Annotated in this window: 20 protein-coding genes; 13 read left to right on the top strand and 7 right to left on the bottom strand. The window is 71.5% G+C overall.

What is annotated here, in order from left to right; genetic code table 11:
* Positions 1 to 38 precede the first annotated feature (38 nt).
* Positions 39 to 1,511 carry an FAD-binding oxidoreductase gene (locus tag EES41_RS14530; RefSeq protein WP_254211443.1) on the top strand — a complete coding sequence of 491 codons (1,473 nt, stop codon included), beginning with the start codon at positions 39 to 41 and terminating at the stop codon, positions 1,509 to 1,511.
* A gap of 29 nt (positions 1,512 to 1,540) precedes the next feature.
* On the opposite strand, the gene EES41_RS14525 is transcribed toward EES41_RS14530, so the two are convergent.
* Entirely contained in the window at positions 1,541 to 2,020 is a 480-nt protein-coding gene (locus EES41_RS14525) for an SsgA family sporulation/cell division regulator (protein WP_073778368.1), read from the bottom strand.
* Between the two features lie 275 nt (positions 2,021 to 2,295).
* Here EES41_RS14525 and EES41_RS14520 point away from each other — a divergent pair, with 275 nt between their 5' ends.
* Complete coding sequence (locus EES41_RS14520) at positions 2,296 to 3,936, top strand: RDD family protein (protein ID WP_164495835.1); 1,641 nt, start codon at positions 2,296 to 2,298, stop codon at positions 3,934 to 3,936.
* Positions 3,937 to 4,163: 227 nt separating this feature from the next.
* On the top strand, positions 4,164 to 4,919 hold the full coding sequence (locus tag EES41_RS14515) for an RDD family protein (protein ID WP_123078628.1): 756 nt from the start codon (positions 4,164 to 4,166) through the stop codon (positions 4,917 to 4,919).
* Positions 4,920 to 5,001: 82 nt separating this feature from the next.
* Here the strand turns inward: EES41_RS14515 and EES41_RS14510 are convergent, their stop codons facing one another.
* Positions 5,002 to 5,301 (bottom strand): hypothetical protein, encoded by a 300-nt coding sequence (locus tag EES41_RS14510; protein WP_123078626.1) that lies wholly within the window; start codon positions 5,299 to 5,301, stop codon positions 5,002 to 5,004.
* Between the two features lie 441 nt (positions 5,302 to 5,742).
* Between EES41_RS14510 and EES41_RS14505 the strand changes: the two genes are divergently transcribed.
* Together EES41_RS14505 and EES41_RS14500 are read left to right on the top strand one after the other, a co-directional pair.
* Positions 5,743 to 8,100, top strand: coding sequence for an immune inhibitor A domain-containing protein (locus EES41_RS14505; RefSeq protein WP_123082459.1), 2,358 nt, complete (start codon positions 5,743 to 5,745; stop codon positions 8,098 to 8,100).
* 112 nt (positions 8,101 to 8,212) lie between these two features.
* Positions 8,213 to 8,518 (top strand): hypothetical protein, encoded by a 306-nt coding sequence (locus EES41_RS14500; protein ID WP_037794252.1) that lies wholly within the window; start codon positions 8,213 to 8,215, stop codon positions 8,516 to 8,518.
* A 30-nt stretch (positions 8,519 to 8,548) separates the two neighbouring features.
* On the opposite strand, the gene EES41_RS14495 is transcribed toward EES41_RS14500, so the two are convergent.
* Positions 8,549 to 9,148, bottom strand: a complete 600-nt coding sequence (locus EES41_RS14495) for a nicotinamidase (RefSeq protein ID WP_123078624.1) — start codon at positions 9,146 to 9,148, stop codon at positions 8,549 to 8,551.
* Positions 9,149 to 9,294: 146 nt separating this feature from the next.
* A complete protein-coding gene (locus EES41_RS14490) occupies positions 9,295 to 10,623 on the bottom strand; it encodes a nicotinate phosphoribosyltransferase (protein WP_123078622.1) in 1,329 nt (442 codons plus the stop codon).
* A gap of 81 nt (positions 10,624 to 10,704) precedes the next feature.
* Here EES41_RS14490 and clpS point away from each other — a divergent pair, with 81 nt between their 5' ends.
* The 7 genes from clpS (at position 10,705) to EES41_RS14460 (ending at position 15,455) form a co-directional block, all read left to right on the top strand.
* A complete protein-coding gene (gene clpS, locus EES41_RS14485; protein ID WP_123078620.1) occupies positions 10,705 to 11,019 on the top strand; it encodes an ATP-dependent Clp protease adapter ClpS in 315 nt (104 codons plus the stop codon).
* Positions 11,019 to 11,621, top strand: a complete 603-nt coding sequence (locus EES41_RS14480; protein ID WP_123078618.1) for a DUF2017 domain-containing protein — start codon at positions 11,019 to 11,021, stop codon at positions 11,619 to 11,621. The genes clpS and EES41_RS14480 overlap by 1 nt, the downstream gene beginning before the upstream one ends.
* Positions 11,622 to 11,953: 332 nt before the next feature.
* Positions 11,954 to 13,411: an amino acid permease gene (locus EES41_RS14475; protein WP_123078616.1), complete on the top strand. Its 1,458-nt coding sequence runs from the start codon at positions 11,954 to 11,956 to the stop codon at positions 13,409 to 13,411.
* Positions 13,412 to 13,528: 117 nt separating this feature from the next.
* On the top strand, positions 13,529 to 13,951 hold the full coding sequence (locus EES41_RS14470; protein ID WP_123078614.1) for a Mov34/MPN/PAD-1 family protein: 423 nt from the start codon (positions 13,529 to 13,531) through the stop codon (positions 13,949 to 13,951).
* A gap of 77 nt (positions 13,952 to 14,028) precedes the next feature.
* Positions 14,029 to 14,139 (top strand): putative leader peptide, encoded by a 111-nt coding sequence (locus EES41_RS44180; RefSeq protein ID WP_008742605.1) that lies wholly within the window; start codon positions 14,029 to 14,031, stop codon positions 14,137 to 14,139.
* A gap of 78 nt (positions 14,140 to 14,217) precedes the next feature.
* Complete coding sequence (locus EES41_RS14465; RefSeq protein WP_123078612.1) at positions 14,218 to 14,505, top strand: MoaD/ThiS family protein; 288 nt, start codon at positions 14,218 to 14,220, stop codon at positions 14,503 to 14,505.
* Positions 14,505 to 15,455 carry a PLP-dependent cysteine synthase family protein gene (locus EES41_RS14460; RefSeq protein ID WP_123078610.1) on the top strand — a complete coding sequence of 317 codons (951 nt, stop codon included), beginning with the start codon at positions 14,505 to 14,507 and terminating at the stop codon, positions 15,453 to 15,455. Before EES41_RS14465 ends, EES41_RS14460 begins: the two co-directional genes overlap by 1 nt.
* A gap of 105 nt (positions 15,456 to 15,560) precedes the next feature.
* On the opposite strand, the gene EES41_RS14455 is transcribed toward EES41_RS14460, so the two are convergent.
* Together EES41_RS14455 and EES41_RS14450 are read right to left on the bottom strand one after the other, a co-directional pair.
* The gene (locus tag EES41_RS14455) at positions 15,561 to 15,923 is read right to left on the bottom strand and encodes a DUF488 domain-containing protein (RefSeq protein ID WP_164495834.1); all 363 of its coding nucleotides are present in this window, start codon (positions 15,921 to 15,923) and stop codon (positions 15,561 to 15,563) included.
* Positions 15,923 to 16,342 (bottom strand): hypothetical protein, encoded by a 420-nt coding sequence (locus EES41_RS14450; protein WP_123078606.1) that lies wholly within the window; start codon positions 16,340 to 16,342, stop codon positions 15,923 to 15,925. Before EES41_RS14450 ends, EES41_RS14455 begins: the two co-directional genes overlap by 1 nt.
* 206 nt (positions 16,343 to 16,548) lie before the next feature.
* Between EES41_RS14450 and EES41_RS14445 the strand changes: the two genes are divergently transcribed.
* Complete coding sequence (locus tag EES41_RS14445; RefSeq protein WP_123078604.1) at positions 16,549 to 17,301, top strand: MBL fold metallo-hydrolase; 753 nt, start codon at positions 16,549 to 16,551, stop codon at positions 17,299 to 17,301.
* A gap of 62 nt (positions 17,302 to 17,363) precedes the next feature.
* Here EES41_RS14445 and EES41_RS14440 read toward each other — a convergent pair whose 3' ends face one another.
* On the bottom strand, positions 17,364 to 18,638 hold the full coding sequence (locus tag EES41_RS14440; RefSeq protein ID WP_123078602.1) for a PTS transporter subunit EIIC: 1,275 nt from the start codon (positions 18,636 to 18,638) through the stop codon (positions 17,364 to 17,366).
* Positions 18,639 to 18,707: the final 69 nt, after the last annotated feature.

Below are 18,707 nucleotides of genomic sequence, written 5' to 3'. Positions count from 1 at the left end.
GTGTTCACACCGATGGCCCCGGCTGCCACGCTGACCCCATGGCTGACGACCCCTCAACGCCGCTCCCCGACATCCACGACGTCCACGGCATCCGCGATGCCACCGGCGCCATCGACGCCCCTGACGCCACCGACGCCCCGTCCCACGACCGGCTCCGCGCGCGCCTGCTCGAAGGGCTCCCGGCCGAGGCACTGCTGACCGACCCTCAGGTCACCGCCGCCTACGCCACCGACATGGCCAGCTTCTGCGCCGCCGGCACCCCGGCCGCCGTCGTCCTGCCCCGCACCGTCGAACAGGTCCAGCACGTCCTGCGCACCGCCACCGCCCTACGGGTCCCCGTGGTCCCCCAGGGCGCCCGTACCGGCCTCTCCGGCGCCGCAAACGCCTCCGACGGCTGCATCGTGCTCTCCCTCGTCAAAATGGACCGGATCCTGGAGATCAACAGCATCGACCGGATCGCCGTCGTCGAGCCCGGCGTGGTCAACGCCGTGCTCTCCCGCGCCGTCGCCGAACAGAGCCTCTACTACCCGCCCGACCCCTCCAGCTGGGAACAGTGCACCATCGGCGGCAACATCGGCACCGCCTCCGGCGGCCTGTGCTGCGTCAAGTACGGGGTCACCGCCGAGTACGTCCTCGGCCTCGACGTCGTCCTGGCCGACGGGCGGCTGCTGCGCACCGGCCGCCGCACCGCCAAGGGCGTGGCCGGATATGACCTCACCCGGCTGTTCGTCGGCTCCGAGGGCAGCCTCGGCGTCGTCGTCCGGGCCGTCCTCGCGCTGCGCCCCGCGCCGCCCCGGCAGCTCGCGCTGGCCGCCGAGTTCCCCTCCGCGGCGGCCGCCTGCGAGGCCGTCTGCGCCGTCATGGAGGCCGGGTACACCCCCTCGCTGCTGGAGCTGATGGACCGTACGACCGTCCGCGCCGTCAACGCCCTCGGCAAGATGGGGCTCCCCGAGACCACCGAGGCACTGCTGCTGGCCGCCTTCGACACCCCGGACGCGCCCGCCCGCCTCGCCGCCGTGGGGGAGCTGTGCACCGCCGCCGGGGCCACCGCCGTCGTACCCGCCGACGACGAGGCGGAGTCGGAACTGCTGCTCCAGGCCCGGCGGATGTCGCTGACCGCGCTGGAGGAGCTGCGGCCCGCCACGATGATCGACGACGTGTGCGTACCGAGGTCGCGGCTGGCCGAAATGCTGGACGGAACGGCCGCCATCGCGCGTACCCACGACCTGCTCATCGGCGTCTGCGCGCACGCCGGCGACGGCAACACCCACCCCGTGGTCTGCTTCGACCCCGCCGACGCGGACGAGGCGCGGCGCGCCCGGGAGTCCTTCGACGAGATCATGGCCCTCGGGCTGGCGCTGGGCGGCACCATCACCGGCGAACACGGGGTCGGCGTCCTGAAGAAGGAGTGGCTGGCGCGGGAACTGGGGCCGGTGGGGATGGAGATGCAGCGCGCCGTCAAGCAGGCCTTCGACCCGCTGGGCCTGCTCAACCCCGGCAAGCTCTTCTGAGGCCGCCGCGGGCGGGGTGCGGGTGCCCATCACGCGTCCCCGTCCGCGGACTCGTCCGAGGGCCACGGGTCGCGCAGCCACAGGTCGTCCGCCGGGGTCGGGGTGAGCAGCTCGGCCAGCGCGGCTTCCAGGCCGAGCCGGTCCGCCTCCGTGCCCGGCGGCACCGCGCGCAGGGTGCGCTCCAGCCAGGCCGACACCGAGCCGGCCGGGGCCTCCAGCAGGGCGTCCCCGTCGGGGGAGCTCAGCGCCATGCACAGCACGGCCTTGTTGTCGATCTTCGTGGGCCAGATCCGGACGTCGCCGTGGCCGCTCGGCCGGAACACCCCCTCGACGAGCAGCTCGCGGGCGAAGGTCCAGTGGACCGGCACGCTGGAGCCGGTGTGGAAGACGATGTGGACGGCGTACGGGTCGTCGGTGAGGTAGAGCAGCCGGGCGGGGACGGGGACGCTGCGTTCGGGGGACAGGACCAGCTTGAGTTCCAGCTCGCGCTCGATGACGGGGTGGTGCATGGCGGCCTCACTTCGTGCTCTGCGGTGTGTGCGGGGCGGTGCGGGGGCCTGGCTCGGGCCCCACACCCGCAGAGAGCGCCGGACGGCCCGGGTATGACGCGACTTCCGGCAGGAATCGCAGGTTGGCCGAATCCTGTCGGCTGACCGAAAGCCATCGGGAGAAGAAGTGTTCGCTCGAAGGCTTGGATTCTCCCGTTACCGGACCTGGCGGGCCGAGGTTCTTGGCTATGGTCCTGCCTTGCACAAGCCTCAAGCCACGAACGGAGTTGGGGACATTGACGGCCTCCCCTGGAGACGGCGAGCACGCGGCCCGCGAGGGCTACTACCCCGATCCGTCCATCCCCGGGTTCGTCCGGTACTGGAACGGACTGTCCTGGGTGCCGGGTACGAGCCGCCCCGCGCCGCCCGTGGACGAGACGGGTCCGGTGTTCCTGGACGAGACCTCGGCGACCGAGGCGCTGCCGGAGCCGTCGCCCGGGCGGTCGCCCGTGCCGTTGCCCGTGCCGTCGCCGGAGCCGGATCCCGCCGCCGAGCCGGTGATGTGGCAGGCCGATCCCGCGCACCAGCACGGCTTCGGGGGCCCCAGGGACGCCCGGGTGTCCTGGGGCAGCCGGGAGGAGCCGCCGGGGGCCGTACGGGGCGCAGGGGTCTCACTGGCCCGCACGGCGGCCCCGTCCCCGTCCCCGGCCGGGTCCCCGACACCCGGTTCCGCGCCGGCCCCGGCCCCCGGCCCCGCGTCGGACCGGTCGCCCGAGTCCGCCGCGGTGCCCGCTCCCGCTCCCGGGCACGCCTGGTCGTCCGAGGCCGCCGCGGCGCCCGCTCCCGCTTCCGTTCGATCGTCCGAGGCCGCTCCGGCGCCCGCCGCGGCCCGGGCAGCCGTCCCCGCGCCCGCGTGGCCCGACGCGGGTGACGGGGGGCGTGCCGGGTCCGGGCTCACCTCTTCCTGGCCGGAGGCGACCCCGAAGTCCCGCCCGGCGCCGGCTCCCACCCGGGTCCAGCCCGACCCCCAGGCCTACGCCCAGGCGCAAGCGCAGGCCCATGTCCACGTCTCCTCCCCGCTCCCGGGCCAGAGCTCCGCGCCGGCCCCGGCAGCGGAGGACGCCCCGTTCCCGGGCACGGACCCCGCCCGGGCCCAGCCTCGCGCCGCCGCCCGGGTCGACGGCCCCCTCCCGGGCCAGGGCGCCGCTCCGGCCCGCGCGGATGCCCCGTCCCTGGGCCAGGGCGCCGCCCCGGCCCAGGCGGGTGCCCCGATCCCCGGCCAGGCCGCCGCGCCCGCCCAGGGGCAGGCCCAGGCCGGTGCCGGTGCCGGTGGTGGGGAGCGGGGGGACGACGCCGGCCGCAGGCAGACGGCGGCGGCTTCGGAGGGCGCGCGCAGGGCGGAGTCCGGTGGGGCCGCGGCCGGGCAGCGGTCCGACGCCCGGGCCGTGTTCGAGCGCATGGCGGAGCGGGCCGTCCGTCCCGCGGGCCTGGTCCGCCGGGGCCTCGCCCGCGCGGTGGACTCCCTCGTGTTCGCCGCCGTCGCGGCGGCCGCCGCCCGGCCCCTCGTCCCCGCCGCCACCGCGCACATCGAGGCCAAGGTGGACGCCGCCCGGGGCACCGGCCGGACCACCACCGTGTGGCTGCTCGACGCCACCATCGTCGGCTACCTCGGCATCGTGCTGGCCGCGGTCCTCCTCTTCGGGGTCTTCTACGAGGCGCTGCCCACCGCCCGCTGGGGCCGCACCCCGGGGAAGAAGCTGTTCGGCGTCCGCGTGCTGGCCACCGCCACCCTCCGCCCGCCGGGGTTCGGCGCGGCCCTGCGCCGCTGGCTGGCGTACGCCCTCTTCGGGCTCCTGGGCGGCCTCTGGTGCCTCGGGGACCGCCCGCGGCGCCGCGCCTGGCACGACCGCGCCGCAGGCACGTACGTGGCGCGCTAGGCCCTGTCGTCAAAGTGGCGCCGGGCCCGCGACGCCCGGCACCGCGCCTCGCCGCGTTGTCCGGGCGCCCGAGTACGTCCGGTACACGGGCGTCCCTCCGCCTTGCGATGCACGGCGCCGGACGCCGCGGGCCTGACCGGCGCCACCTTGACGACAGGGCCCGGACCCGTCGCCCGGACGGACGCGGTCCCGTTGCGGGGCCCGCCGCGGCGGGTTCGACTCGGGCCATGAGCACCGACCAGCCGCCGCCGGGCCAGCCGCCCGAGGACGACCCGTTCCTCAAGAAGCCCCAGGAACCGACGCCTCCGTCGGGCGGTTCGCCGTACGGATCGCCGCCACCCCCGCCCCCGCCCCCGGGAAACCCTGGAACCCCCGGAGGACCCGGAACCCCCGGAGGACCCGGCGCCGGAGGGCCCGGCGGGTTCCCGCCCCCGCCGCCCCCCTACGGCGGCGGAGACCCGTACGGCAGCGGCAGCGGCGGCGGCATGCCCGACCCGCTCGCCGGCATGCCCCCGCTCGCGGACTTCGGCCGGCGCCTCGGCGCCCGCATCGTCGACGTGCTCATCGTCACGATCCCGCTGTTCCTGATCCAGCTGCCCTTCAACAACAAGCGGTACATGGTCGACACCGACAAGGGCGAGGACGTCACCGAGGTCATCACCAATTCGTACGGCGGCAGCGGTCTGCTCTGGACGCTGATCGGGATCATCGCGTACGTCGGCTACGACTGGTTTTTCACGAAGCGGGACGGCCGGACCCCCGGCAAGCGCTGGCTGGGCCTGCGCGTCGCGATGCTCAACGACGGCAGCGTGCCCGGCTCCAGTGCCGCGCTCAGCCGCGCCGCCGTGCTGTGGGTGCCGACGCTGGTGTGCTGCTTCTGCCTGTGGCCGCTCGCGCTGATCGTCTCGATGCTCGTCGACAAACCCTACAAGCAGGCGCTGCACGACAAGGTCGCCAAGACCGTGGTGGTCAAGTCGACCTGACGTCCCGTCCTCCCACCGGCGCTCGCGGGCGGTCTCCCCCAGGGGAGGCCGCCCGTCCGGCATGCCGCGGCGCCGGTCCCGCTCAGTGGTGCACGGGGTGTTCGGCAGCGGCCGTCCGGGGAGCGGACACCCGGGCGGCCGCAGTCGTGTCCGCGGGCCCGGCCGCGGAGCCGGGAGCCTTGGCCCGGGTGGCCGCGTGCCGGCCGCGGCGGCTCGGCGCGGGCACGGTGAGCGCGACGAGCAGGCCGAGGGCGAGCGCGGCGGCACAGATGACCGCGACCCCGGCCCCGGTGCTCGTCTGCGAGAGCAGCAGCATGGCGATCGTCGAGACCAGGACGGTGGCGGAACCGTAGGCGAGCTGTGCGGCAGTCGGACGCGGCATGGCGATATCCGTCCTCGAAGGCGGGGAGGGGGAGTCGGCTCAACTGGGTCGCGCGTCAAGAGACTCTACGACGGGAGATGCCCGAGCGGAACGGGCGGTAAGCGTGACCTCACCAACGGTGCCGGAGCACGGGGGGCGCACGGGGTCACATCCCCGTGCCACACGGGGGTGGTGAAGCGGCCTTCGTCCCGTATGGCTGCGGAACGTCCGAATAGCGGAACTGCTCGACCGCATAGTGCAGTTGTAAGGAACAAGTCAAGGTCTGTCTTTTCTTTAGACTCTCCGGTCAAATGTCGTCACTTGAGACGCGCGCCGCGCGGAACCCCCCGCCCCCATGGAGATGTTCCGACCTACGTCGCGGCCGCGGGAGGGGAACGACATCAAGTGACCAGCAACTCCGCCAGAAGGCGTTCGCTGCGCGCGGCGGCCGTGGCCGTGACCATGGCCGCCACCGCCGCGTCCGGCTTCGCCGTCTTCACGACCGCAGCGCAGGCCGACTCCCAGTCGACCGCGCCCGCCGCCCACCGCGAGGACCCGACCGCTCCCGCCAAGGAGCAGGTCAAGCACGACCTCGAAGGCCCGTTCAGCAAGGTGCAGGACCAGCAGCGCGAAGCTGCCCTGCAGCAGGTGCTGGCCGGCAAGAAGGGCGTCGAGCAGCGCGGTGCCTCGAAGGTCGTCAAGCTCGACGACAAGAAGTACGTCGAGCTCGGCCGCGAGAAGACCGACAAGATCTTCACGATCCTCGTCGAGTTCGGCGACCAGGTCGACAACTCGACCATGTTCGACCCGGACGGTCCGGACGGCCCCAAGCCGCCGGTCCCGAAGTACGGCGGCACCCCCGGTCCGCTGCACAACACCATCGCGCAGCCGGACCGCACCCAGAACAACAGCACCGCCTGGCGCAAGGACTTCAGCCGCGACTACTTCCAGGACCTGTACTTCGGTACCGGCAAGGGCAAGAACTCGCTGAAGACCTACTACGAGAAGACCTCCTCGGGTCGTTACTCGGTCGAAGGCGACGTCGCCGACTGGGTCAAGATCCCGTACAACGAGGGTCGTTACGGCTCGAACTACTGCGGCCAGACCAACTGCTCCAACGTCTGGGACACCGTCAAGGACGGCGTGACCGCCTGGGCCGAAGGCCAGAAGAAGGCGGGCAAGACCGACGCCCAGATCAAGGCGCAGCTGGCCCAGTACGACCAGTGGGACCGCTACGACTACGACGGCGACGGCAACTTCAACGAGCCCGACGGCTACATCGACCACTTCCAGATCGTCCACGCGGGCGAGGACGAGTCGGCCGGCGGCGGCGTGCAGGGCACCAGCGCGCTGTGGGCGCACCGCTGGTACGCGTACGGCACCCAGGCGGGCAAGACCGGCCCGGAGAACAACAAGGCCGGCGGCACGCAGATCGGTGACACCGGCATCTGGGTCGGCGACTACACGATGCAGCCGGAGAACGGCGGCCTCGGCGTCTTCGCGCACGAGTACGGCCACGACCTCGGTCTGCCGGACCTCTACGACACCTCCGGCGGCGGCGACAACAGCGTCGGCTTCTGGTCCCTGATGTCGGCCGGCTCCTGGCTCGGCGAGGGCAAGGACTCCATAGGCGACCTCCCGGGCGACATGACGGCCTGGGACAAGCTCCAGCTGGGCTGGCTGAACTACGACTCGGCCAAGGCCGCGACGAAGTCCACCCACAAGCTGGGCGTCTCGGAGTACAACACCAAGGACAAGCAGGCGCTGCTCGTCGAGCTGCCGAAGAAGCAGGTCAAGACCGACATCGTCGCTCCCGCCGAGGGTTCCTCGCAGTGGTGGAGCAACATGGGTGACGACCTCAAGAACACCCTCACCCGCTCGGTCGACCTGACCGGCAAGAAGTCCGCCGCCCTGTCCCTCAAGGGCTGGTGGGACATCGAGGCCGACTACGACTACCTCTACACCGAGGTGTCCACGGACGGCGGCGCCAACTGGACCGCGCTGGCCGGTACCGCCGACGGCAAGGCCATCCCGGCCGACGCCTCCGGCAGCCCGTCGCTGACCGGTGTCTCCGGTGCCTGGCAGGCGCTGAACTTCCCGCTCGACGCCTACGCGGGCAAGAAGATCGACCTCCGCTTCCGCTACCAGACGGACGGCGGCGCGGGCGGCAAGGGCTTCACCGCCGACGCCGTCACCCTGACCGCGGACGGCTCCGCGCTGTTCACCGACGGCGCCGAGAACGGCGACAACGGCTGGACCGGCAAGGGCTTCTCCCGCATCGGCGCCGGCTTCACCAAGGAGTACGAGCAGTACTACCTGGCCGAGAACCGCCGCTACGTCTCGTACGACTCGACCCTTCAGGTCGGCCCGTACAACTTCGGCTTCACCAACACGAAGCCGGGCTGGGTGGAGCACTACCCGTACCAGGACGGTCTGCTGATCTGGCAGTGGGACCTCTCCCAGAAGGACAACAACACCAGCCAGCACCCCGGTGCCGGCCTGATCCTTCCGATCGACGCCAACGCCAAGCCGATGAAGTGGGCGGACGGCACCCTGCTGCGGAACAAGATCCAGCCGTACGACGCGACCTTCAGCGCGTACTCGACGGACGCCTTCACGCTGCACAAGAACGGTGAGGCGCTCTTCGTCAAGCCGAAGGCGGCCAACATGGTCTTCGACGACCACAAGGGCAAGTACTTCTACGACGAGAACCCGACCGGTTCGGTGAAGGTCACTGACACCAACACCAAGATCAAGATCGCCAAGGAGACCTACGACGGTCTTCAGATGACGATCGAGGTCGGCCCCTCCGGTAAGTAATCCGGAAAAGCCGCAGGTCAAAGCATGATCGGCCGTCGCCCTCTAGCGGGCGGCGGCCGATCGCGTTTAGATGCGGGTGCGAGTTGTCTTATTGACGGGGGAGCTGAAGATCATGCCCGGTGGAGGTTTCGTCAGATTGCCAGGCGGCAGCGTGGTGGTCGCGCTCACGCTGCCGAGGCCGTCCGGTGAGCTGGGAAACGTCCGTGTACTGGTACACGCCGCGAACCGCGCCCGCGCCCTGACCAGGCTGCGGAACCTCGGGATGCGGGCGGTCTACCTGCGCGGCAACGCCCAGCCGCCGACCCCGGACGAGGTGACCGCCGTCCTGCACCACCCGGACGGCCTCCTCTGGCGCGGCGCGCCGGACCACGCCCAGGAACTCTGGCACCCGATCCGGGCGCTCCTGCGGGGCGCGTAGGGGCGCGCAGGGGCGCGTGGGGCGCCCGCGTCAGCCGCCGACGACCGGGGTGCCGGACAGGTGCACCCCGGCTTCCCGGAGCTCCTCGAGGGCCCGGGCGGTGGTGTGCGGCGCGACGCCCGCGGTCAGGTCGAGCAGGACGTGCGTACGGAAGCCCGCGCGGACGGCGTCGAGGGCGGTCGCCCGGACGCAGTGGTCGGTGGCGATGCCGACCACGTCGACCTCGGTGACCTCGCGCCGGCGCAGCCAGTCGGCCAGGCCCAGGCCGTTCTCGTCCTGGCCCTCGAATCCGCTGTACGCCGCCTCGTACGCGCCCTTGTCGAAGACGGCGGCGACGCTGCCGGACGCCACGGCGGGGGCGAAGTTCGGGTGGAACCCGACGCCCTCGGTGCCGGCCACGCAGTGCACGGGCCACGAGGACTCGTAGTCCGGCTCCGCCGGGGGGTGCGCGAAGTGCGCGCCGGGGTCGACGTGGTGGTCGCGGGTGGCGACGACGTGCCGGTAGCCGGCGGTGGCCTGGCCGATGAGCTCGGTGACGGCGGCCGCGACGTCGGCTCCGCCGGTGACCGCGAGGCTGCCGCCCTCGCAGAAGTCGTTCTGTACGTCGACGACGATCAGTGCGCGGTGCATGTCGCGTGTCCTTCGGTCGGTGTCGTGGTTGCCGCTGCGCGGGCTCTTGCCCCACCCCGCCCCTTCCCGAAACCGGGGGTCCGCACCCGCCGCGGCGCCGCACCGGGCGGGGCAGGGGGACCTGGCCGGGGGCCGGGCCGGGGGCGCTACACGTACTCGGTCGGGAGGACGGCCTCGCCGCGCGAGAGCTGGGTCGCGGACAGCGGCAGGGCCTCGCGGGCCTCGCGGTGGCGGTCGCGGGCCGCCTCCAGGGGCTCGCGGGCCACGACCTCGCCCGCCTTGACCAGCTGGACCAGCAGCTGCCGGTCCGCCAGCGCCGCCGGCACCGGCCCGGTGCCGAGCACCTCGGCCTCGGCGACGCCCTCCGCGTCCACGCGCCGGGCCGCCCACTTGCGTCCGCCGACGGAGGTCTTGCCGCCCGTGGACTTCTTCGCCACCGGCACCAGCGCCGCCTTCGGGTCCGCCGAGGCCGCCCGCGCCACCAGCTTGTAGACCATCGAGCACGTCGGGTGCCCGCTGCCCGTCACCAGCTGCGTCCCGACCCCGTAGGCGTCCACCGGCGCCGCCGCGAGCGAGGCGATGGCGTACTCGTCCAGGTCGGAGGTGACCACGATCTTCGTCGCGGTCGCCCCCAGGTCGTCCAGCTGCTGCCGCACCCGGTGCGCGACCAGCAGCAGGTCCCCGGAGTCGATGCGGACGGCGCCCAGCTCCGTCCCGGCGACCTCCACGGCCGTCCGTACCGCCTCGGCGACGTCGTAGGTGTCCACCAGCAGGGTGGTTCCGGCGCCCAGCGAGGCCACCTGTGCCCGGAACGCGTCCCGCTCGGTGTCGTGCAGGAGGGTGAAGGCGTGCGCGGAGGTCCCGACCGTGGGGATCCCGTACCGGAAGCCGGCCGCCAGGTCCGAGGTGGAGGTGAAGCCGCCCACGTACGCCGCCCGCGAGGCCGCGACCGCCGCCAGCTCGTGGGTGCGCCGCGCCCCCATCTCGATCAGCGGCCGGTCGCCGGCGGCCGAGGCCATCCGGGAGGCGGCCGCCGCGATCGCCGAGTCGTGGTTGAGGATCGACAGGACCACGGTCTCCAGCAGCACGCACTCGGCGAAGCTGCCCTCGACCCGCAGGACCGGGGAGCCGGGGAAGTAGACCTCTCCCTCCGGGTAGCCCCAGATGTCGCCCGAGAAGCGGTACGAGGCCAGCCAGTCCAGGGTCCGCATGTCGACGACGGCCCGCTCGCGCAGGAACTCCAGCACCGCGCCGTCGAAGCGGAAGTTCTCGACCGCGTCGAGCACCCGGCCGGTCCCGCCGACGACGCCGTAGCGCCGTCCCTCGGGCAGCCGCCGGGTGAACACCTCGAAGACGGATCGGCGGTCGGCCGTGCCGTTGGCCAGGGCCGCCTGCAACATCGTGAGCTCGTAATGGTCCGTGAAGAGCGCTGTCGACGGCACGTCCACCGGCAGGCCCAGGTCCGCAGGGTTCATGTCACGGATGCTAGCGCACATCTCGTCAGACTGACGAGATGTCGGGACCCGTTTGTGCGACGGGCCGGTCGCAGTGGCAGCATGGGACAAGTGAGTGTTGCTCCCATTGAGATCGAACGCACCGAGTCGGCCGAAGAGACCTACGCGGTCCCCGAACCCGACGTCCCCTGGGTGACCCTGGTGCACAACGACCCGGTCAACCTCATGAGCTACGTGGCGTACGTGTTCCAGGCGTACTTCGGCTATTCCAAGGACAAGGCGCACAAGCTGATGCTCGACGTGCACCACAAGGGACGGGCCGTGGTCTCCAGCGGCACCCGTGAGGAAATGGAGCGCGACGTGCAGGCCATGCACGGCTACGGCCTGTGGGCGACGCTCTCGCAGGACCGCTTCTGATGGGCGGCACCTTCGAGTCCCTCAAGGGCGGCGGCGCCGCCATCGCGCTGGACGAGATCGAGATCTCGATCCTGCGCTCCCTGGCCGTCCAGCTGCTGGAGCTGATCGGTCCGGGCGAGCCCGAGCCGGCCGCCGACGCCGATCCGCTGGCCGTGCTGTTCGCCTCCGACGGCCCCACCGAGCCGCCGTCCGACCCGGCGCTGGCCCGCCTCTTCCCCGACGCGTACGGGGGCCCGGGCGCCGGCGACGAGGGCGTGGACCCCGAGGAGCTGGCCGCCCGGTCCTCGGAGTTCCGCCGGTTCACGGAGAAAGACCTGCGCACCCGCAAGCGGGAGGACGCGCTGGCCGTCGTGCACAGCCTGAGCGGCCTCGGTCCGGCCGGTGAGGGTGTGGCGGTCCTGGAGCTGACCGGGGAGCTGCCGCTGCGCTGGCTCGGCGCGCTCAACGACCTCCGCCTCACCATCGCGGCCCGCCTCGACATCACGGAGGACGACGAGAGCGCGGCGCTGTTCCGGCTGCCGGACGACGACCCGCGCAAGCCGATGGTGATGGCGTACCTGTGGCTGGGCGGCCTCCAGGAAACCTTGATCGAAACCCTCTGAGGACACGCCGGGAAAACCTCGGCTACCCACGGCGTTCGCTCAGCGGACGCTCAAATCCGGATAACGATCAGATCACCGTCATACGGTGATCTGATCTATTCCAGGACCTTTGTCCGTAATTCCTTGTGACCCGCGTCACTTCACCCCCGCGCGCGCACCCATAAGCACGTGATAAATCTTCACGACTGCCGCGGGGACGCCACCCATGTCCCCCGGCCCGCTTGAACCGGCTGACCGCCGGCGTGCAACTCCATCCGTATCCGGGGGGATCGAGGACCCGATCCGCAGCCAGTCCAAGGCGCGGGTCGGCGTGGAGAAAGGCGCACCAAAACATGACCTCTGTGCAGGTCGAGCAGGACGGCAAGAAGCCCGGCGAGGGCATCGAGGGCGAGGGCGGCGAGGGTTACCACCGCGCGCTCGGCGCCCGCCAGATCCAGATGATCGCGATCGGCGGAGCCATCGGCACCGGCCTCTTCCTGGGGGCGGGCAAGGCCATCTCCAAGGCGGGCCCCAGCCTGATCCTGGCGTACGCCATCGCGGGCCTGGTCATCTTCTTCATCATGCGGGCCCTGGGCGAGCTGCTCATGTACCGCCCCGTGTCCGGGTCCTTCTCGGACTACGCCCGCGAGTTCCTCGGCCCCTTCTGGGGCTACGTGACCGGCTGGACGTACTGGCTCTTCTGGGTCGTCACCGGCATCACCGAGGTCACCGCGGCCGCGCAGTACATGTCGTACTGGACCCACGACAGCTTCCCGCAATGGGCCTACGCGCTGATCTTCACCGTCATCCTCTACGCCGCCAACCTGATCTCCGTGAAGCTCTTCGGTGAGCTGGAGTTCTGGTTCTCCATGGTCAAGGTCACCGCCATCGTCGGCATGATCCTGATCTGCGCCGGCATCCTCACCATCGGGTTCTCCGACGCCGCCGACACGGCGAGCGTCGCCAACCTGTGGAGCGACGGCGGCTTCTTCCCCAAGGGCATCGGCGGCACGCTGATGACCCTGCAGATCGTGATGTTCGCCTTCCTCGCGGTCGAGCTGGTCGGCGTCACCGCCGGCGAGTCCAAGGACCCCGAGAAGACCCTGCCCAAGGCCATCAACACCGTGCCGTGGCGCATCGCCGTCTTCTACGTCGGCGCGCTCATCATGATCCTGTCGGTCGTCCCGTGGCACGAGTTCCAGCCCGGCGTCAGCCCGTTCGTCGCCGCCTTCGAGAAGATGGGCCTCGGCGTCGGCGCCGCGATCGTCAACTTCGTGGTCCTGACGGCCGCCCTGTCCTCCTGCAACTCGGGCATGTACTCCACCGGCCGCATGCTGCGCGACCTCGCGCTCAACGGCCAGGGCCCGAAGTTCTTCACCAAGCTCACCAAGAGCGGCACCCCGCTGGTCGGCACCACGTTCTCCGCCGCGCTGATGCTGGTGGGCGTCTGGATCAACTACGTCGCCCCGGGCAAGGCCTTCGACTACGTCGTCTCCTTCGCCACCATCTCCGGCATGTGGGCCTGGATCATGATCCTGGTCTGCCAGATCCGCTACCGCGCCAAGGCCGACCGGGGCGAGCTGCCGCAGTCCGCGTTCCGCGCCCCCGGCGCCCCGTGGACGAGCTGGTTCGCGCTGCTCTTCATCGGCATGGTCATCGTGATGATGGGCGCCGACAAGGACTCGCGCGTCTCGCTCTACTGCGCGCCGCTGTGGGGCGTCATCCTGGGCGTCTCGTACCTGGTGATGAAGTCCCGCGACCCGCGCGGCGACGCGTTCGCCAAGGCCGCCCCGAGCGAGGTCTCGAACTAAGCGCCCGCCGGAGCACGACGGGCCCACGACGGGCCCCCGACAGGCTCCTGTCCAGCATCCGGGCCCTCCCGTACCGCTCCTCGGTACCGGAGGGCCCGTCTGCTTATCCTGTCGCTCATGCTGACCCTCACCCAGGCCCTGTACGACCAGATCGTCGAGCACGCCCGCAAGGACCACCCCGACGAGGCGTGCGGAGTCGTGGCCGGCCCGGCGGGCACCGGCCGCCCGGAGCGGTTCATCCCGATGCTCAACGCCGCCCGCTCGCCCACGTTCTACGAGTTCGACTCGAAGGACCTGCTGAAGCTCTACCGCGAACTCGACGACCGGGACGAGGACCCCGTCATCGTCTACCACTCGCACACCGCGACCGAGGCCTACCCCTCGCGCACGGACGTCACGTACGCCAATGAGCCCGGCGCGCACTACGTGCTCGTCTCCACCGCCGACCAGGACGGCCCCGGGGAGTTCCAGTTCCGCTCCTACCGGATCGTCGACGGAGTGATCACAGAGGAAGAAGTGCAGGTCGTAGCGGGCTACTGACCAGCATGTGAGCGCTTTTGGTCCACGATGTGGAACTACACTCCAAACGGGGGACCGGGAATCGTTAACATGACCGCATGGTTTCCCACGACGTGAGCATCGAGACGCCCAGCAGCCTGCTGCTCGTGGCCCGGCTGCACGTCGACCTGTGCCGGCTCGCCAGCGCCATCTGTCCTGCCGCCGCCTGAGTACAGCCAGAGCCCACCTCGCGCGGGGGCCCTTCACGCCGCGCGCCCCCAAGCCCCTTCACGACACTGGAGCCAGCCATGGCCATCGAGGTCCGCATCCCCACCATCCTCCGCACCTACACCGACGGCGAGAAGGCCGTCAACGGTGAGGGCGCCACGCTGGCCGAGCTGTTCGCCGACCTGGAGACCCGCCACAAGGGCATCCAGGAGCGCATCGTCGACGACTCCAAGGGCGGCGAGCTGCGCCGCTTCGTGAACGTCTACCTCAACGACGAGGACGTCCGCTTCCTCGACGGCATCTCCACCGCGCTCAAGGACGGCGACAACGTCACCATCCTCCCGGCCGTGGCCGGCGGATCGAAGTAATGCGTTACGACTCCCCACTGGCCGCCGTCGGCAACACGCCGCTGGTGCGGCTGCCCCGGCTGTCGCCCTCCGCCGAGGTGCGGATCTGGGCGAAGCTGGAGGACCGGAACCCGACCGGCTCGATCAAGGACCGCCCCGCGCTCCACATGGTCGAGCAGGCGGAGAAGGACGGCCGGCTGTACCCCGGCTGCACGATCCTGGAGCCCACCTCGGGCAACACCGGCATCTCGCTCGCCATGGCGGCGAAGCTCAAGGGCTACAAGATCGTGTGCGTCATGCCGGAGAACACCTCCCAGGAGCGCCGTGACCTCCTGCGGATGTGGGGAGCCGAGATCATCCCCTCGCCCGCCGCGGGCGGCTCGAACACCGCGGTGCGCGTCGCGAAGGAGCTGGCGGAGCAGAACCCCTCGTGGGTGATGCTCTACCAGTACGGCAACCCGGACAACGCGGGCGCCCACTACGCGACGACGGGCCCGGAGATCCTCGCGGACCTCCCCTCCATCACCCACTTCGTGGCGGGCCTCGGTACGACGGGCACCCTGATGGGCGTCGGCCGTTACCTGCGCGAACACGTGGAGGGCGTCAGGATCGTCGCCGCCGAACCGCGCTACGACGACCTGGTCTACGGGCTGCGCAACCTGGACGAGGGCTTCGTCCCCGAGCTGTACGACGCGTCGGTGCTGACCACGCGGTACTCGGTCGGCTCCGCGGACGCGGTGACGCGCACCCGCGAACTCCTCCAGCTGGAGGGCATCTTCGCGGGCGTCTCCACCGGAGCGGCGCTGCACGCGGCGATCGGCGTGGGCCGCAAGGCGGTCGCGGCGGGGGAGTCGGCGGACATCGTGTTCGTCGTGGCCGACGGCGGCTGGAAGTACCTCTCGACCGGCGTCTACACGGCGGCGACCACGGAAGAGGCCATCGAGGTCCTCCAGGGACAGCTCTGGGCCTGAGCCCGGCCGCCCCCGCCGCCTCCGCCCCCGCCCCCGCCGGTGTTCGAGGCGCGCGGGCCGGGGCCGGGCGGCCCGGGGCCGGGCGGTGCGGGCCGGGCGGCCCGGTCAGCTGAGCAGGAGGGCGGCCAGGACGGCCGCGTGTCCGGCGGCCGGGTCCTTGACGCCGGTCAGCAGCGTCACCGGGCCCGACGCCGCCAGCGCGCGCAGACGGGACAGCGCGGCCGCCGCCCCGGGTTCGGCCAGCTCCGCCTCGTACCGGGCGCGGAACTCCGCCGCCGAGAGCCCGCCCGCGTGGAACTCCTTGCGCAGAGCCGACGACGGGGTCAGCTCCTTCGGCCATTCGTCCACCGCCGCCACCGCCTTCGCGAGCCCGCGCGGCCACAGCCGGTCCACGAGGACCCGTACGCCGTCCGCCCCCGGCTCGGGGGGATCGTAGACCCGCCGCACCCGTACCGCCGCCGCCGTCATCACGTGCCTCCGCCCAGGCCCCGGGCCTCGTCCCACACCGCCGGATCCAGTACGCCGAGCCTGCGCCGGAAGTCCCACAGCGACACCTCCGCCGGCCGGTCCGCCTCCAGGAAACCCGCCCGCCCCCGCACCCCCGGCGTACCCGGTGACAGCGGGATGACCCCGGCGCGCCGGTCGTCGTACTTCCCGGTGATCCACGCGACCCGCGCCCGGTGGCCCCGTACCGACGCCACCGCGAGCACCAGGCACGGCCGCCCGTCCGCGACGGACCACAGCTCACCCGCCCGCGGCCGCGGCGGCGGGCCGGTCCCGCGCGCGGCCGGCTCCCGGCGCGCGGCCTCCGGCCGACGCCCCGCGACCAGGACCACCAGCGCCACCGCGACGACCGCGGCGACGGCAGGCCACCAGGACGTGTCCATACTCCGACCGTAGCCGCGCCGCCACCGCCCGGCACGGCCACGGCATGGCAACGTCCGTACCAGCCGTCGCTCCCCCGGGTGACAGCACAGGTGATTCCCCCCACAACGGCCCGCCGCGGAGGAGCGACCGGACGTTTCGCGCCTTACGCTCGACGCACGCACGGCCCGCATTCCGTCCACGGACCGTCCACGGAGGTTCACGCTCCATGAAGCTCACCGTCGTCGGCTGTTCGGGGTCGTTCCCGTCCGCGGATTCGGCCTGTTCGAGCTACCTCGTCGAGGCCGACGGCTTCCGGCTGCTCCTCGACATGGGCAACGGCGCCCTCGGCGAGCTCCAGCGCCACATCGGTCTCTACGACCTCGACGCGATCTTCCTGAGCCATCTGCACGCCGATCACTGCATCGACATGTGCGCCTACTTCGTCGCCCGCTACTACCGGCACGAGGGCGGCCGCTGCGGAACCATCCCCGTCTACGGCCCCGAGGGCACCGAGAAGCGCCTGACCACCGCCTACGAGGACGTCCCCGACGAGCGCTCGATGAGCGAGGTCTTCGACTTCCGCACCCTGAAGTCCGGCAGCTTCGAGATCGGCCCGTTCCAGGTGCGCACGGAGAAGGTCTGCCACCCCGTCGAGGCCTACGGCATCCGCGTCGAGCACGGCGGCCGCTCGCTCACGTACTCCGGGGACACCGGCACCTGCCCCGAGCTCGGGCTGCTCGCCGAGGGCACCGACCTCTTCCTCTGCGAGGCCTCCTTCACGCACGGCAAGGAGGACATCCCCGGCCTCCACCTCAACGGGCGCGAGGCCGGCGAGTACGCCCGCGACAGCCGCGTCGGGCGGCTGCTGCTCACCCACATCCCGCCGTGGACGGACGCCGAGCAGAACCTCGCCGACGCCCGCGCGGTGTACGACGGCCCGGTCGGGCTCGCACACCCCGGCGCCGTCCACGAGGTCTGACGCACGCGGAAGCCCCCGCCCTTCCGGAAGGAAGAGCGGGGGCTTCCGCGTTGGCGGAGGACCTACTTGGCGTCGGCCTTCGCCATCTCGGCGAGCTCCTCGTCGGACTCGCGGCCCGGCGTCGGGAGGTTGAACTTCGTGATCGCGAAGCGGAATCCGAAGTAGTAGACAGCTCCGAAGACCAGACCGATCGGAATGATCATCCAGGGGTTGGTCGCCTTGTTCCACCCGAGGCCGAGGTCGATCAGACCCGCGGAGAAGGTGAAGCCCGCGTGGACCCCGAGCGCCCAGGTGACGGCCATCGAGACGGCGGTCAGGACGGCGTGGATCGCGTACAGCACCGGCGCGATGAACATGAACGAGAACTCGATGGGCTCGGTGACACCCGTGACGAACGAGGTGAGCGCGAGCGAGACCATCATGCCGGTGACGGCCTTGCGGCGCTCCGGGCGGGCGGTGTGCGCGATGGCCAGGGCGGCGGCCGGGAGGCCGAACATCATGATGGGGAAGAAGCCCGTCATGAACAGACCGGCGTCCGGGTCACCGGCGAAGAAGCGGTTCAGGTCACCGTGGACGACCTCGCCGGCGGCGTTGGTGAAGTCACCGATCTGGAACCAGGCGACGGTGTTGACGAACTGGTGCATGCCGATCGGGATCAGCGCGCGGTTGATGACACCGAAGAGACCGGCGCCGATGGAGCCCAGTCCGGTCATCCACTCGCCGAAGTGGGAGATGACCTCACCGATCGGCTCCCAGACCAGACCGAAGAACACACCGGCCAGGACACCGACGAAGGCCATGATGATCGGGACGAGACGGCGGCCGTTGAAGAAGCCGAGCCAGTCCACCAGCTTGGTGCGGTGGTAGCGCTGCCACAGGACCGCGGCGAGCAGGCCCATGATGATGCCGCCGAGGACGCCCGGGTTGTTGTACGTCGCGGCGACGTCGACACCCTTGTTCTCGGTGGTGTTGATGACGGCCTCGGTCACCGGGAAGGCGGTGAGGACGTTCTTGTAGACGAGGAAGCCGACGAGCGCGGCGAGCGCCGTGGAACCGTCCGCCTTCTTCGCGAAGCCGATCGCGACGCCGATGCAGAACAGCAGCGGCAGGTTCGCGAAGACGGCGTCACCGGCGGTGGCGAACACCGTGGCGACCTTGCCCCAGCCGAGACCGTCCTTGCCGAAGACGTCGGGCTGGCCGAGGCGCAGCAGGATGCCGGCGGCGGGCAGGACGGCGATGGGCAGCTGGAGGCTGCGGCCGACCTTCTGCAGACCCTGGATCAGACCGGCCCCCCGCTTCTTGGCGGGCGGTGCGGCGGCGTCAGTAGCCGTACTCATAACTTCCTCCGGGGAGCAAGGCGCCGCCAGGGGGGTGGAACCAAGAGGGACGGCGACGTCTCGAAAAGG

The sequence above is a fragment of the Streptomyces sp. ADI95-16 genome (assembly GCF_003721495.1).
Lineage (GTDB): Bacteria > Actinomycetota > Actinomycetes > Streptomycetales > Streptomycetaceae > Streptomyces > Streptomyces goshikiensis.
The sequence above is the reverse complement of the archived record's forward strand: the minus strand, read 5'-3'. Positions and strand labels throughout refer to the sequence as shown.

Coding starts and splice junctions, on each gene's coding strand:
- EES41_RS14510 (WP_123078626.1), bottom strand. CDS start 5,301: ATGCCGCGTCCGACTGCCGCACAGCTCGCCTACGGTTCCGCCACCGTC.
- EES41_RS14455 (WP_164495834.1), bottom strand. CDS start 15,923: ATGACGGCGGCGGCGGTACGGGTGCGGCGGGTCTACGATCCCCCCGAG.
- EES41_RS14495 (WP_123078624.1), bottom strand. CDS start 9,148: ATGCACCGCGCACTGATCGTCGTCGACGTACAGAACGACTTCTGCGAG.
- EES41_RS14500 (WP_037794252.1), top strand. CDS start 8,213: ATGCCCGGTGGAGGTTTCGTCAGATTGCCAGGCGGCAGCGTGGTGGTC.
- EES41_RS14470 (WP_123078614.1), top strand. CDS start 13,529: ATGCTGACCCTCACCCAGGCCCTGTACGACCAGATCGTCGAGCACGCC.
- EES41_RS14465 (WP_123078612.1), top strand. CDS start 14,218: ATGGCCATCGAGGTCCGCATCCCCACCATCCTCCGCACCTACACCGAC.
- EES41_RS14445 (WP_123078604.1), top strand. CDS start 16,549: ATGAAGCTCACCGTCGTCGGCTGTTCGGGGTCGTTCCCGTCCGCGGAT.
- EES41_RS14440 (WP_123078602.1), bottom strand. CDS start 18,638: ATGAGTACGGCTACTGACGCCGCCGCACCGCCCGCCAAGAAGCGGGGG.
- EES41_RS14480 (WP_123078618.1), top strand. CDS start 11,019: ATGGGCGGCACCTTCGAGTCCCTCAAGGGCGGCGGCGCCGCCATCGCG.
- EES41_RS14525 (WP_073778368.1), bottom strand. CDS start 2,020: ATGCACCACCCCGTCATCGAGCGCGAGCTGGAACTCAAGCTGGTCCTG.
- EES41_RS14450 (WP_123078606.1), bottom strand. CDS start 16,342: ATGGACACGTCCTGGTGGCCTGCCGTCGCCGCGGTCGTCGCGGTGGCG.
- EES41_RS14515 (WP_123078628.1), top strand. CDS start 4,164: ATGAGCACCGACCAGCCGCCGCCGGGCCAGCCGCCCGAGGACGACCCG.
- EES41_RS14460 (WP_123078610.1), top strand. CDS start 14,505: ATGCGTTACGACTCCCCACTGGCCGCCGTCGGCAACACGCCGCTGGTG.
- EES41_RS14475 (WP_123078616.1), top strand. CDS start 11,954: ATGACCTCTGTGCAGGTCGAGCAGGACGGCAAGAAGCCCGGCGAGGGC.
- EES41_RS44180 (WP_008742605.1), top strand. CDS start 14,029: ATGGTTTCCCACGACGTGAGCATCGAGACGCCCAGCAGCCTGCTGCTC.
- EES41_RS14505 (WP_123082459.1), top strand. CDS start 5,743: ATGGCCGCCACCGCCGCGTCCGGCTTCGCCGTCTTCACGACCGCAGCG.
- EES41_RS14490 (WP_123078622.1), bottom strand. CDS start 10,623: ATGAACCCTGCGGACCTGGGCCTGCCGGTGGACGTGCCGTCGACAGCG.
- EES41_RS14530 (WP_254211443.1), top strand. CDS start 39: ATGGCTGACGACCCCTCAACGCCGCTCCCCGACATCCACGACGTCCAC.
- clpS (WP_123078620.1), top strand. CDS start 10,705: ATGGGACAAGTGAGTGTTGCTCCCATTGAGATCGAACGCACCGAGTCG.